This is a genomic window from Pseudomonas sp. 21LCFQ02 (genome assembly GCF_024129895.2).
GTDB lineage: Bacteria > Pseudomonadota > Gammaproteobacteria > Pseudomonadales > Pseudomonadaceae > Aquipseudomonas.
The window spans coordinates 4,901,975-4,915,793 of sequence record NZ_CM178749.1; the positions used below are offsets into that span (position 1 = coordinate 4,901,975).

13 protein-coding genes and 1 pseudogene are annotated in these 13,819 nt (G+C 62.5%); 7 read left to right on the top strand and 7 right to left on the bottom strand.

The genetic code is table 11. The features are described 5' to 3' along the window. Positions 1-3: 3 nt before the first annotated feature. Positions 4-687: an ABC transporter ATP-binding protein gene (locus tag NJC40_RS22135; RefSeq protein WP_045491981.1), complete on the top strand. Its 684-nt coding sequence runs from the start codon at positions 4-6 to the stop codon at positions 685-687. After that, a complete protein-coding gene (locus NJC40_RS22140; RefSeq protein ID WP_253142325.1) occupies positions 687-3,203 on the top strand; it encodes an ABC transporter permease in 2,517 nt (838 codons plus the stop codon). Before NJC40_RS22135 ends, NJC40_RS22140 begins: the two co-directional genes overlap by 1 nt. 48 nt (positions 3,204-3,251) lie before the next feature. On the opposite strand, the gene NJC40_RS22145 is transcribed toward NJC40_RS22140, so the two are convergent. Next, positions 3,252-3,809 carry a DsbA family protein gene (locus tag NJC40_RS22145; protein WP_253142324.1) on the bottom strand — a complete coding sequence of 186 codons (558 nt, stop codon included), beginning with the start codon at positions 3,807-3,809 and terminating at the stop codon, positions 3,252-3,254. A gap of 57 nt (positions 3,810-3,866) precedes the next feature. Continuing rightward, positions 3,867-4,619, bottom strand: a complete 753-nt coding sequence (locus tag NJC40_RS22150; protein WP_045491985.1) for an SDR family NAD(P)-dependent oxidoreductase — start codon at positions 4,617-4,619, stop codon at positions 3,867-3,869. 164 nt (positions 4,620-4,783) lie between these two features. Between NJC40_RS22150 and NJC40_RS22155 the strand changes: the two genes are divergently transcribed. Continuing rightward, complete coding sequence (locus NJC40_RS22155) at positions 4,784-5,461, top strand: IclR family transcriptional regulator (RefSeq protein WP_253117731.1); 678 nt, start codon at positions 4,784-4,786, stop codon at positions 5,459-5,461. 27 nt (positions 5,462-5,488) lie between these two features. Here the strand turns inward: NJC40_RS22155 and NJC40_RS22160 are convergent, their stop codons facing one another. Next, on the bottom strand, positions 5,489-6,202 hold the full coding sequence (locus tag NJC40_RS22160) for a methyl-accepting chemotaxis protein (protein ID WP_442965481.1): 714 nt from the start codon (positions 6,200-6,202) through the stop codon (positions 5,489-5,491). A gap of 192 nt (positions 6,203-6,394) precedes the next feature. Beyond that, a pseudogene (locus NJC40_RS22165) lies at positions 6,395-7,378 on the bottom strand (cache domain-containing protein); the annotation flags it as partial. 248 nt (positions 7,379-7,626) lie between these two features. Here NJC40_RS22165 and greB point away from each other — a divergent pair. Continuing rightward, the gene (gene greB / locus NJC40_RS22170) at positions 7,627-8,115 is read left to right on the top strand and encodes a transcription elongation factor GreB (protein ID WP_253142322.1); all 489 of its coding nucleotides are present in this window, start codon (positions 7,627-7,629) and stop codon (positions 8,113-8,115) included. 16 nt (positions 8,116-8,131) lie between these two features. Here greB and NJC40_RS22175 read toward each other — a convergent pair whose 3' ends face one another. From NJC40_RS22175 to NJC40_RS22185, 3 genes are all read right to left on the bottom strand, one after another. Beyond that, positions 8,132-8,443, bottom strand: coding sequence for a hypothetical protein (locus tag NJC40_RS22175; protein ID WP_045491994.1), 312 nt, complete (start codon positions 8,441-8,443; stop codon positions 8,132-8,134). Between the two features lie 219 nt (positions 8,444-8,662). Continuing rightward, on the bottom strand, positions 8,663-9,103 hold the full coding sequence (locus NJC40_RS22180; protein ID WP_253142321.1) for a DoxX family protein: 441 nt from the start codon (positions 9,101-9,103) through the stop codon (positions 8,663-8,665). Between the two features lie 103 nt (positions 9,104-9,206). Next, the gene (locus tag NJC40_RS22185; RefSeq protein ID WP_253142320.1) at positions 9,207-10,634 is read right to left on the bottom strand and encodes an MltF family protein; all 1,428 of its coding nucleotides are present in this window, start codon (positions 10,632-10,634) and stop codon (positions 9,207-9,209) included. 209 nt (positions 10,635-10,843) lie between these two features. Here NJC40_RS22185 and NJC40_RS22190 point away from each other — a divergent pair, with 209 nt between their 5' ends. From NJC40_RS22190 to NJC40_RS22200, 3 genes are all read left to right on the top strand, one after another. Beyond that, on the top strand, positions 10,844-11,698 hold the full coding sequence (locus NJC40_RS22190; protein ID WP_253142319.1) for a TatD family hydrolase: 855 nt from the start codon (positions 10,844-10,846) through the stop codon (positions 11,696-11,698). A 62-nt stretch (positions 11,699-11,760) separates the two neighbouring features. Then, on the top strand, positions 11,761-13,236 hold the full coding sequence (locus tag NJC40_RS22195; RefSeq protein WP_253142318.1) for a methyl-accepting chemotaxis protein: 1,476 nt from the start codon (positions 11,761-11,763) through the stop codon (positions 13,234-13,236). Between the two features lie 137 nt (positions 13,237-13,373). Then, complete coding sequence (locus NJC40_RS22200) at positions 13,374-13,736, top strand: Mpo1-like protein (RefSeq protein WP_253117723.1); 363 nt, start codon at positions 13,374-13,376, stop codon at positions 13,734-13,736. Positions 13,737-13,819: the final 83 nt, after the last annotated feature.

The following is a 13,819-nucleotide window of genomic DNA, read 5'->3' on the forward strand; positions in this document are numbered from 1 at the left end:
TCCATGAGTGAAAGTATTCTCAGTGCCCAAAACCTCAGCAAAGTGGTCCCCAGCACCGAAGGTGACCTGACTATCCTGCACGAACTCTCCCTTGAACTGAACAAGGGTGACACCCTGGCCATTGTCGGCGCTTCGGGTTCAGGCAAATCCACCCTGCTCGGCCTGCTGGCCGGCCTTGACCTGCCAAGCGCCGGCAGCGTGGTTCTTTCGGGCCGCAATCTGAGCCAGCTGGACGAAGACGAACGCGCCAGGGTTCGCGCCGAGCACGTCGGTTTTGTCTTCCAGTCGTTTCAATTGCTCGACAGCCTCAATGCCCTGGAAAACGTCATGCTGCCGATGGAGCTCGAAGGCCGCAAGGACGCCCGCGAACAGGCCCGGACCCTGCTGGAGCGGGTCGGCCTTGGCAAGCGCCTGACCCATACCCCACGCCAACTGTCCGGCGGTGAGCAGCAACGGGTCGCCATTGCCCGGGCCTTTGCTGCCGACCCGGACGTGCTGTTTGCCGACGAGCCGACCGGCAACCTCGACAGCCACACCGGTGAACGGATCAGCGACCTGTTGTTCGAACTGAACAAGGAACGCAACACCACCCTGGTGCTGGTCACCCACGACGAGCGCCTGGCACACCGTTGCCGCCGCCTGATCCGTCTTGAAGCCGGGCGCCAGGTCGCCCCTCTGGAGCCTTGATGGCACGTATGCCCCTGACGCGTCTGTTCAGCCTTGCACTGCGCCAGTTACAGCGCGATGCCCGCGCCGGTGAACTGCGCGTACTGTTCTTTGCCCTGATGGTGGCGGTGGCCGCCAGTACCGCCATCGGTTACTTCGGCGCCCGGCTCAATGCTGCCATGCTGCTGCGCGCCACCGAGTTTCTTGGCGCCGATCTGATTCTGGAAGGCTCCAGCCCTGCCACTGACGAGCAGCGCGCTGCCGGCTTGCAGGCGGGACTCAAGCACGGCCAGATCGTGATTTTCTCCAGCGTGATCGCCACCGACGACGGCATTCAGCTGTCGAGCATCAAGGCCGTCGACGACGCCTACCCGTTGCGCGGCGAGCTGAAAAGCGCACCTGACCTCTACCAGGCCGACCAAGCCAGTAAAGGCCCCGCTCCCGGCGAGGCCTGGGCCGAAGCGCGGTTGCTGCCGGCAGTCAACATGAAAGTCGGCGATACCATTGATGTCGGGGCCAAGCCATTGAAGCTGACCCGCATCCTGACCTATGAACCGGACCGCGCCGGCAACTTCTACAGCCTCACCCCCCGCGTGATGATCAACCTGCAAGACCTGCAGGCCACCGGCGTGGTCCAGCCCGGCAGCCGGGTGACATACCGCGAGATGTGGACCGGCTCGCCCCAGTCGCTGGCCGCCTACCGCCAGGCCATCGAGCCGGGCCTGCAACCGCACCAGGAAATCAAGGACGCCCGCGACGGCAGCCAACAGATCGGCGGAGCTTTGGGCAAGGCTGAGCGCTATCTGAATATGGCCAGCCTGGTGGCGGTGTTGCTTGCCGGGGTCGCCGTGGCGATGTCGGCAGCGCGCTTTGCGGCCCGGCGTTTCGATGCCAGCGCCCTGTTGCGCTGCCTGGGCCTGTCACGCCGCGAAGCACTGCTGCTGTTTGGTATGCAACTGGCGGTCATCGGCCTGGCGGCCAGTGCCAGCGGCGCATTGATCGGCTGGCTGGCACAGCTGGGCCTGTTCAGCCTGCTGCATAACCTGCTGCCGGCCACCGTGCCACCCGGCGGAGTGATTCCGGCCCTGGCAGGGATTGGCACAGGCCTGGTGGCCCTTGCCGGCTTCGCCCTGCCGCCGCTGGCGGCACTGGGCCGGGTCCCGCCGCTGCGGGTCCTGCGCCGCGACATGCTGCCGGTACCGGCCAGTTCCTGGCTGGTCTATGGCGCGGCCATCGTCGCGCTGGGGCTGATCATGTGGCGCCTGAGCCTCGACCTGGTGCTGACCTTCGCATTGCTGGGTGGCGGTATTCTCGCTGCCGTGGTGTTCGGTGCTCTGCTGCTGATCGGCCTCAACAGCCTGCGCCGGCTGTTGGCCGGGGCGCCACTGCCCTGGCGCCTGGGCCTAGGCCAGCTGTTGCGCCACCCGCTGGCGGCCGCCGGACAGTCGCTGGCCTTCGGGTTGATTCTGTTGGCGATGGGCTTGATCGCCTTGTTGCGCGGTGAACTGCTCGACACCTGGCAGAATCAGTTGCCTGAAGATGCTCCGAACTACTTCGTCCTCAATGTCCTGCCTGCCGACAAGGATCGCTTCAGTCAGACCCTCACCGGCCTGTCGAGCCACGCAGCGCCCCTGTACCCAGTGGTGCCGGGACGCTTGATGACGATCAACAGCGAGCCGGTCGGCCAGTTCGTCACCAAAGACTCGCGGGGCGAAAACGCCACCCGCCGCGACCTGAACCTGACCTGGGCCGCTGCCATGCCCGAGGGCAACAGCATCACGGCCGGCCGCTGGTGGGACAGCAACGCCCCGGCACCGGCCACCGATGCCGTGCCCGGTGTCTCGGTGGAAGCCAAGCTGGCCGACAGCCTGAACATCAAGCTTGGCGACCGTCTGGGTTTCAACGTCGGCGGCCTGACCCGCGAAACCGTGGTCACCAGTCTGCGCGATGTCAACTGGGACACCTTCCAGCCGAACTTCTTCATCATCTTCCAGCCCGGCACCCTCACCGACCTGCCGACCACCTACATGACCAGTTTCTATGTGCCGTCGGGTCATGACCGGCAGATCGTCGAGCTGTCGCGCGCCTTCCCGTCAATCAGCATCCTCGGCGTCGAGGCACTGCTGGCACAGGTGCGCAGCATTCTCGATCAGGTGACCCTGGCCGTGCAGTTCGTCTTGCTGTTCGTGTTGGCGGCGGGCGTGGCGGTGCTGTTCTCCGGCTTGCAGGCGACTCTGGACGAACGCATTCGCCAAGGTGCATTGCTGCGCGCACTGGGCGCCGGCCGGGCCCTGCTGATCAAGTCACGACGCATCGAGTTCGGTCTGCTGGGCGCCGCCAGCGGCCTGCTGGCCGCGCTGGGCTGTGAACTGGTGAGCTTTGCCTTGTACCGCTTTGCCTTCGACCTGCAATGGGCACCGCACCCGTGGCTGCTGGTACTGCCGTTGATCGGTGCCGTGCTGGTCGGGGGCGCCGGGGTCTACGGCACGCGCCGGGCACTCAACGCCAGCCCGCTGAGCGTGTTGCGCGAGGGTTGAGTCACCGCGCCGGCCGGTCTGTAACGACCGGCCGGCACCACGCGGGTGTCAGATATTCGCCTTGGCGATCCACTCGGACGGCTTGTCTCTGCTCCCAATCGCATCGTGCACCACCCCATCGACCATGAAAGTCGGCGATACGTGAATGCTGTTCTGGCGGGAGTATTTGCAGTGCCATTTGATGGCATGTTCCAGTTGCGGCTGAGCGAACGCCTCGGCCAGCTTCACACCGCTATAGCCTTCGAGCCGGGCAATGATCTGATTAGGCGTGGCGTCCATGTTCGGGCCGCTGGCATGGTGATCGAACTCGAACTCCTCACGGTGCGCAGCAATTGCCGCCATCACCCTTCTGGCCGTGTCCTTGCCGCCAGGCAAGGTCGAGGCGGCCAGGATGCAACGCACCAGCACCCCGGAAAACATATGCCAGGGCTGCGAATGCAGGCGGATTTTAAGGGTTACCCGGTCCTCACCCGCTTCGGCGAGAAAGTCATCGAGCTTGTTCAGGGCCCTTATCGAAAACGGGCACGTCGGCTCCAGAAACACTTCGAACGTACGCGGACCGTGGCCCCAGATCAGGGGATCGGCATTCCAGACAGCAGTTTCCATGATTTCTCCATGATGGATCGGCTTGATCGGTATCGACCGCAGGCGGCCGACGGGTGTTCAGAACTGCACGCCACGGCTCAGGCCACCATCGACCAGCAAGGTGGTGCCGGTAATGAAACTGGCGGCAGGACTGGCGAGAAACACGGCAGCCCGTGCCACCTCCTCCGGCCGGCCCATGCGCCCAAACGGGTTGGCCGCCAGGCATTGGGCGAAGGTCTCTGGCTGCTCGCGCTCAATGGTGCCCCAGACACCGTCCGAAAAATACACATTGCCCGGCGAAACGGTGTTGACCCGGATGCCCTCCCCGGCATGCCGCGCCGACAAGGTCTTGCCGTAATGCGTCAACGCCGCCTTGAGCACCCCGTAAGGCTCAGCGAACTGATCGACTTCGCGTCCTGAAACGCTGGAAATCAGCACCACCGCGCCCGCCCGAGACGTCCTCAACCAGGGCAGCGCGGCGCTGACCAGGCTGACCGTACCCAGCAGGTCGGTGTCGAATGCCTTGCGCCACACCTCAGCCTCGCTGCCAGCCGCCAATGCGCTGACGTTGGGCACCACGATATCGATACCCCCCAGCCGTTGGGCGCTGCTGGCGACCCAGTCGGCCACCTGCGCGGGCCTGGTGATATCCAGCGCGAAGCCACAACAATCCCGCCCAAGCGCAGCTTCGGCGGCCCGCACCTCGTCTTTGTTCCTGGCACAGAACGAAACCTGTGCGCCTTCAGCCAGAAAGCTTTCCACGATCGCCCTGCCGATACCACGGGTGCCGCCGCTGACCAATACCCGCTTGCCTGTGAGTTGAAGATCCATAATCTGCTCCAGCAAAATGAAAACGCAGGTACTCTATCGAGCCTCACGCACTGCTCGTGAGGTTGCTCAAGCAAAACAGGGAAATTCCGGCAATGCCGAAAAATACGCCAGAGGACAGCAGGCCGAACCCGCGAAATCGCGCTATCCAGTCGCTGGAGCGCGGCATGAGCCTGCTCGAACAGCTCAAGATCAAGCCTCAGGGTGCGCGTCTGCAGGAGCTGTGCGCCGCCACCGGGCTGTCCTGCAGCACCGGCCACGGGCTACTCGACACACTGGTCGAGCTGGGCTACGTGAACCGCTGCGGCACGCACTACAGTCTGGGCCTGCGTATGGGGGCACTGGCCGAGTCCGGCACCGCGCCTGCCAGCCGCCTGCGCGAACTGTTCAATCCTGCGCTGCGTGCCTTTAACGAACTGTGCGAAGAAAATTGTGTTTTGGCCGTACCTGGCGGCACCCGCAACTACCTGGCGCTGGCGGCCCTGGACCGTCACGGCAGGCCACTGGAGTGGAGCGCCGATGCACGCCGCGACAGGCTGACCACCTCCGCAGTGGGCAAGGTATTTCTCGCCAACGACCCGGCGTTGCTGCGCAGAATAAGACGCAAGCAGGCACTGGGCCCGGTACTGGAGCAGGAACTGGCGCAGATTGGCAAAAGCGGGTTTGCGCTGGACCTGCAAAACTCCGAACAGGGCCTGCATTGCATGGCAATCCCGCTGCGCCTGAACGGCAGACTGGTCGGCGCGCTGGGCACCGGCGCACCGGCCGGACGCTTGCAATCGGCGGTGATGAGCCGCCTGGCCCGGCGGGCGATGCGCGATCTGCTGCATTTGGCCAGCGCCTGAACGGCCAGTTCAGGCGCGAACCCAGACTCAGACGTTGAAGCGCCCCAGCAAGCGACCCTGCTCGCCCACCTGCTCAACCATCAGCGCACATTGACGCACCTGCTCCTCGGCACCGGCAGCCACTTCGTGGCTGATATCGCGGATATTGGTGGTGTTGCGATTGATCTCCTCAGTGGTCGCGCTCTGCTCTTCGGCTGCGGTGGCGATCTGGGTGTTCATGTCGTTGATGTGCACGATGGCCTGGCGAATACGCGCCAGCATCTCGTTGGCTGCGCCTGCTTCCTCGGCGGTCTTGCTGGCGCTGTCGCGGCTTTTTTGCATACGCGACTCGGCCTGACGCACGCCGGCCTGCAACTGATCGATCATCTGGCGGATTTCCTGGGTCGACTGCTGAGTGCGCGAAGCCAGGGTGCGCACCTCATCGGCCACCACGGCAAACCCGCGCCCTGACTCACCGGCCCGCGCCGCCTCGATGGCAGCGTTCAACGCCAGCAGGTTGGTCTGCTCGGCAATGCTGGTGATCACCCCCAGAATCGACTCAATGTTATCGCTGAACTGCGCCAGCTCCAGAACCGCCTGCCCGGCATCTTCCATTTCACCTGCCAGCCGCTTGATCGCCTCTGTCGAGCGCAACACCACCCGCTCGCCGCTTTCGGCCTCCTGGTTGGCCGCCAGCGCCGCCTGGGCCGCCACCTGGGCATTGCGCGCGACGTCCTCGGCAGTCGACGACATTTCCTGCATGGCAGTGGCCAGTTGATCGAGTTCCTGCAACTGACGCTGCAGCCGCTCATCGGCCTGGGTGGCCTCGTGGGAGGTGGCGGCAGTGCTGGTCCGTACCTGGCTGGAGGTGCCGAGAATCTGGCTGATCAGGCTCTGCAGGCTTTGCAGGAAGTCGTTGAACTCTCTGGACACGGTCGCCACTTCATCTGTGCCGTTGGCCGGCAGTCGGCGGGTCAGGTCACCCTCGCCGCTATTGACCTCCTTGATCGAACGTTGCAGCAGATCCAGCGGTTTGAGCAGATGGCTCATGAACGTGCCGAGCACCAGCAGGCTGAGGACCACGCCCAGCACGGTGGCGATGATGGCGCGCCACGTCAGGCTGTCGGCCTCGGCCATGACGATCTTCTCGTCAAGCACCACACCAATGTACCAGTCGGCGCCGCGCAGATTGCTCAACGGCGTGAAAGACACCAGCAGATCCTTGTCGCCGGCATGAATATCCTGCAAGCCGCCGGTCAGCGTTGGCTGCTGGCCGGCAAACAGTTCGCTGTAGTTCTTGCCGTTCATCTCGGCCTTGGGGTGAGAAATGATCGTACCGTTTTTGCTCAACAGGAAGGCGTAGCCGGCCTTGTTGAAGTCCAGGGTATTGACCGCATCGACTACCACTTTCAGGCGCAGGTCACCGCCCAGCACGCCCATGAACTGCCCGCCATTGCGGATCGGGGTGACCGCAGAAATCAGGTTCTCGCCGGTGATGCCATCGACATAGGGCTCTGTGAGCACCGTCTTGTCAGCGGCCTTGCCCTGGGCATACCAGGGCCGCACACGACCGTCCCAGTCCGGCTTGGGCTGCCAGGAATCGAGGTTCTTGAGGGTTTTGCCGTCGGCGTCCAGCGAGCCGAAGATCATGATGAACTCATCTTTGAGCACTTGGCTGTTAATGCTCAGGTTGATCTGCTCAAGGCTGTAACTGGCCGCGATATTCTGCGCCATCAGGTCCATCAGCCTGAGTTTGGCATTGAGCCAGTTCTCGATCTGCCGGGCCAGCGCACTGCTGGACTCGCCGATGCTTGCAGAGGTTTGCTTATACAGGGTGTCGCGCACCTGAGTGATCTGCGACAACGATAACAGGCTGGTCGTAAGAAACAGCACGGCAGCCGCGGCCAGGCTGACCTTTCGCACGATTTTCACAGGCACGCTCCAGAATAATTTGTAAGAATATTTTTACAGTTACTGCAATAGCTAAATGACGGCACATCAAGCCAATACGCCATTTGTATCGTTGTTTCTCATGGTTTCTGAAGCCTTTTCGGCCAAAAGAGTAGTAAATAATTTACACCTTCTTTCCATGTACCTTCCCGTCCCCCGACACGGCCCGTTATATTCAGCGCCTGTCCCTGGCTGGGCGCCGTCCAGCCCTTGATCAACCTGCCAACGGAGGCGGCTTGGCGACCAACATCATCACCCGCGAAGGCCACGACAAGCTCAAGGCCGAACTCGATCACCTGTGGCGGGTTTATCGCCCGGAAATCACCCAGAAAGTCTCCTGGGCGGCGTCACTGGGCGACCGCAGCGAAAACGCCGACTACCAGTACAACAAGAAATTGTTGCGCGAAATCGATCGCCGCGTGCGCTATCTGCGCAAATGTCTGGAAGATGTAAAAGTCGTGGATTACTCGCCGCAGCAGGAGGGCAAAGTGTTCTTCGGCGCCTGGGTCGAAGTCGAAAACGATGACGGGCAGACCATGAAGTTTCGCATTGTCGGCCACGACGAGATCTACGGCCGCAGCGACTACATCTCCATCGACTCGCCCATGGCACGGGCGCTGCTCAAGAAAGAGCAAGACGACGAGGTGGTGGTGCAGATCCCCGATGGCCAGGCGACCTGGTACATCAACAGCATTGCTTATCGGCTGGCGGATCAAGGCAACTGATCCGCCCGCGCAACCTTCAGCCCAGGGTAATAAGCCCCTGGCGGGCAATCCGGGTCAGGTCGCGGATCACCGCCGGCGCACTATCGGCATCCGGGGCATGGATCACCGCCAGATCGAACTGGTCATTGGCGTAGCCGGACAACGGCTGGCGGGTATCGACGAACTGCAACAGAAAGGCACTGGCCTTGCCGCCTTTACGCGGCCAGCCGTCCAGATAACGCAGCAGGGTCGGTTGATGCACACCACCGAGCAGGATCCGCGGGTTCTTGCGGCCGATATAGGCGGTGACGGGGGAAATACGCAGGGGGCGGCGCTGGGTCTGGCTCATGCTCTGGGTCTCTGCCTCACTGATTCCGCTGGGCAGCGGTGGGAGGCAACACCGAACCAACGTTTTAGCGGTATTTCGGCTTGAGCCGGGCGCCCCGCAAGTAGTTGTTAAATCGGCGCAGGTGGCCATCTTAGGGCCAGTAGTGAGGGCAACGCAAGCGCAGTAACGCCCAAGACCGTGCAATGCACGGTCCTGGCAGCGTCGATCAATTCAGTGGCTTCAGACTCGCGCGGCAATCGCCCGGTCAACCGACAGCTTGCCTGCCCCTTCGATCAGCACAGCCACCGCGCCGCCCAGCAGCGCCAGGGCAAATTCGTAGCCGTTGTTGGCCATGAACAGGCCGTTGGCCAAATGCACACTGATGATCGCCACACCCAGCAGGAAGATCAGCACCGCGGCGGCCGGACGGGCCAGCAGACCGATGACGAAGGCCACACCGCCGAAGAATTCGGCACTGCCAGACAACAGCGCCATCAGGTAGCCAGGTGTCAGGCCAATGCTTTCCATCCACTGGCCGGTGCCTTCCAGACCGTAGCCACCGAAGGCGCCAAACAGCTTCTGGCTGCCGTGGGCGATGAAGATAATACCGACGATGACGCGGATGACCGTGATGCCCAGGCCGGCACGGGTAGACACAACAGTGTTGATCAGGTTTTTCATTTCGGTGATTCCAATTGAGTGATAAGCGGGAATGGCGCCATCATAATCGAATCAATAAATATGAAAATCGCAAAAAACTTGGCATTAAAATCGAATTATTCGATCAATTGCGCGTGACGTACTTTCTTGCACCCGGCCCACGCTCCAGCGCGTCGCGTTGCCGGTCAAAAGCCAGGTAGTACTTGTTGACGCTATTGACGAACGTCACCACGCCGGCGCCCTTCTGTTCCATGGCGATGCGTTCGGTCTGGAAGAACCACTGGTTGGGGTTCAGGCCGCGTTTGCGCGCTTCCTGGCGCATGCTCTGGACCCGCTCCGGCCCCAGGTTGTAGGCGGCAAGCACAAACGCCATGCGCTCGCGCTCGTTGATTTGCGGGCTGGCAAAGAATTTGCGCTGAATCAGCGCCATATAGCGCGCTGCCGCCTGCACGTTGCCATCGGCGGTGTGAATGTTATTGACCCCGACCCGCCGTGCAGCCGACGGGGTGATCTGCAGCAGCCCGGTAGCGCCGCCGCTGCCTTTGGCCGTGGTATCGAGCTTGGACTCCTTGAACGCCAGCGCGGCCAGGTCCAGCCAGTCAATGCCGTGAGCATCGCCATGGCGTTGCAGGATCGGCCGCAGTTCGTGCAGGCGTTGCAGGTTGCTGCGCGCCAATGGGTTATTGACCCGGTACATTTTTTTGAAGGCTTTTTCGAACACCAGATCCTGGTTGGCCGGCGCTTTGTAGGTGGCCAGAAAACCATTGATGCTGGCCTGCAACAGCGGCGCGTCTTCACGGACGAACCAGCCGATATTGCCGTGGCTTTCAAGCTTGAGGTTGCGCTCGACGCGCAGCTTGGGCATGACCCGCGCCCAGCGCTCGGCAATCGGCTGTTCGACCAGGGTCAGCGGATAAATCCCGGCCTGGACCATCTCCAGCACATCCTCTACCGACAGGCTGGGGTCGACCCACTCGATGTGCACCGGGGCCAGCTTGCGCTGCGCCAGGCGCAGGTTGAGGTCATGCACCGCCGCATCGGCCACACTGCCGGCCGGCAGGCTCAGGGTACGCCCGGATAACTGCTCGATGTGCTTGAAACTGCGCTGGCCACGGCCAGTGACCACCACCAGCGCTACGTCGGCAACGATCGGCCGGCTGGCGCTCACGCCTTTGCCAGCAGTTTCAAGCAGCTCACCCGGCGCAATAAGGTCACCTTCGCCGCGCAGCAACGCGGCCAGCAACTGACTCTTGGCCTTGGGAATGATTTTGAACGTGACCTTGCCGCCACGCTGACCATTGAGGTGCTTTTCAAAGGCTTGCAAACGTTCGTACTCGACGCCGACTTCCTGCCCCTTGATATCTCCAGAGCTGTTGCGGCTTTGGTTGACCAGTACGCGCAACACCTTGCTGCTGCGAATGGCCGGCAGGTCGCGAACCTGGGCCCGTTTTTGCACCGCCTGGGGACCGTTGTGGGCGACCTTGCGCGGCTCAGCCGATAACGGCGCGGCAAACGCCAGACAAACAATGGACAATAGCGCGGCTCGGATCATTCGCTCTCCGTGGGGCATTCTGGATCAGCCAAAAAGCCAGGTAAGACAGACAGAAAAAGGTCCCTTATGACCCGTACGGTGACGGTAAGGTCCCTTCAGGTGTTGCCAAAAGCGTTGAACCGCGAGGTCCAAGGTATTGAATGCACAGCGTTTTCGGGTACTGCGACAGGCTCTGTTATGCTCAGCGGCATCAGGCCAGAGGTGGAACCATGCAATTGATCGACATCGGCGTCAACTTGACTAACGCCAGCTTCACGTCCGACCGACAGGCGGTATTGCAACGCGCGTTCGACGCCGGCGTCACCCAATTGGTGCTCACCGGCACCGATCTGGCGTGCAGCGAACAGAGCCTCCAGCTCTGCCACGAACTGGATGAAAGCGGCCAGCAACTGTTCTGCACCGCCGGTTTTCACCCCCATCATGCCAGCGACTGGGGCCATGAAAGCGAGCGGCAACTGAGCGCCCTGCTGCGCGAGCCACGGGTGCGCGCCGTCGGTGAATGCGGCCTGGACTTCAACCGCGACTTTTCACCCAGGCCGCAGCAAGAGCGGGTGCTGCATGCACAACTGGCTCTGGCTGCGCAGTTGCAACGCCCGGTTTTTCTCCACGAGCGCGACGCCAGTGAACGGTTGCTGGCTATTTTGCGCGACTACCGCGATCACCTGCCGGCCGCCGTGGTGCATTGCTTCACCGGTGACAAGCAGGCGTTGTATCGCTACCTGGACATGGACCTGCACATCGGCATCACCGGCTGGATCTGCGACGAGCGTCGTGGCACCCACCTGCACCCGTTGATGCGTGACATTGCTCGCGGCCGCTTGATGCTCGAAAGCGACGCACCATGGTTGCTGCCGCGTACATTGCGGCCCAAGCCGAAAAATGGCCGCAACGAGCCGGCCTTTCTGCCCGAAGTGCTGCGCGAAGTGGCACTGCACCGTGGCGAAAGCACCGACGACCTGGCCAAGCATACCAGCGAGTGCGCACGCAGCTTCTTTGGTCTGCCAGTGCTAGCGGGAGATGAAACCTCGGATTTTGTTGACACAAATCAACGGCCCCGGGGATGAATAAGGCAAGGTGATATCACCTTGCTGAATACCTTCCACTACGACCATAAAGAAGACCACTCATGGGCTCATGGCTTAGCAACCTCTCTTTGAAGTACAAGTTCTGGGCCGTCAACACGGTGGCCTTCTTCACCACCTTGATGCTGGTGCTGTACGCCCTGCAACTGGAGCAACAGAGCCGCCAGCTCAGCGCCCAGCAGGCCGCGCAAAGTCAGGCCCGGTTGCTGACAGCGTGGCCGGCCGGGCAGCCGCTGCCGACCGGCATCGATGTGGTGGCGTACCCGGCCGGCCAGACGCCTTCGGTGAATGGTCAGGCGCTGCCAGCCCTGGCGTCAGGGCGTGGCTGGGTCGAGCTTGATCTGCCGCTCAACGAACGCACCTTGTATGGTGCCCAAGTGGTCGAGCGCAATGACAGCCAGCGCCTGGCCGTGCTCGCTTATGCACCGCACTTCAAGGCCGTGCTGCTTGAGCGCTTTGGCCAGTACGCCATTGCGGTATTTCTGTTGATGACCCTGATGCTCTGCGCTTCGCAATTGCTGATCCGGTTTCTGCTCAGCCAGCTCAACGCCCTCAAGGATGTGATGCTGCATGTCGAGCGCAGCGGAGACCTCTCGGTACGCGCCCCCAGTGGCGGTGAAGATGAGGTCGGGCAGATGGCAAAGGCCTTCAATGCCATGCAGGCCGGCTATCAGCGCGTCGTCAATACCGTGTCGCAGACCGCCGCACGGCTGGATGCCGGTGCCGCCAATCTGGCCAGCGGGATGAGCGAAGTGCGCCACGGCATGCTCGGCCAGCAGAGTGAAACCGATCAGGTCGCCACCGCGATCAACGAGATGTCAGCCACTGTCCACCATATCGCCCAGCACGCCAGCACCACCCGCGACCAGTCGCAGACTGCTGACACCTTGGCCGGCAGCGGCAAGCAGGTGGTGGATCGGGTCCAGGTGTCGATTGCCGGCCTGTCCAGCGGCGTGCAGCAGACCGCCGAGATGATTCAACGCCTGGCCGAAGACAGCCAGAAGATCAGCGGCGTGGTCAATGTGATCCACAGCATTGCCGAACAGACCAACCTGCTGGCCCTCAACGCGGCCATCGAAGCGGCACGGGCCGGCGAGATGGGTCGTGGTTTTGCGGTAGTCGCCGACGAAGTGCGCAACCTGGCAAAGCGCGTGCAGACCTCCACCGACGAGATCACCAATATGATCGAAGCCCTGCAATCTGGCACCCGCGACGCGGTGGACTTCATGCAGGACAGTTCGTTCAAGGCCGACGAATGCGTGCAGCAGGCCCAGGAAGCCGGTCAGGCGCTGGCCGCCATCGCCGATGCCGTAGCGCAGATGCGCGAGAGCAACACCCAGATTGCCGTGGCGGCGCAGCAGCAAAGCCAGGTGGCCGAGGAGATGAACCGTGCGGTGGTGAGCATTCGCGACGTGACCGAACGCACTGTGACCCAGACCGTCGATTCGGCCTCCACCAGCAGCGATCTGGCGACCCTGGCCGGTGAACTGAACAGGTCGATTGGGCAGTTGAAGTTGTAAGCGCAGCGGGTCGCCCCTGGCAGCCCGCTATGAGGCCGATAGTCAGCCTCGATTCGCCGCCTGCCGTTGGTCAGCCTAGACTTCAGACACTGGACCGCAGTTGCCGCTGCGGTGATGTTTCTGAACAGGAGCGCCACATGGCCAAGCGACTTCCCAACCTGCACAGCTGGCAATGGCGTGGCTATGCGGCCACGCACCGCCATCCGACCAACCTGACTCTGCACCTGCTTGCCGTACCACTGTTCATACTCGCGGCGCTGTTGCTGCTGGACGGGGTGTTGTCCTGGAGCCTGACCTCCATCGCCATCGGCGTGATTGGCCTGGTGGCGGCGCTGGGCCTGCAACGGCATGGGCACCGGCTGGAAAAACAGGCGCCAGAACCTTTCGCCAATCGCAGTGATGCGGTCAGTCGGCTGGTGATGGAGCAATTCGTGACCTTTCCGCGCTTTGTGTTCAGTGGCGCCTGGTGGCGCGCCTGGAAGGACCGGCATCGGCATTGATCGGCCCCTTGCAAAGTCCCCACCCCGACCCTGACCTGAAATACAGTGGGAACGAGCTCGCTCGTGAAGAGGCCAGACCAGAC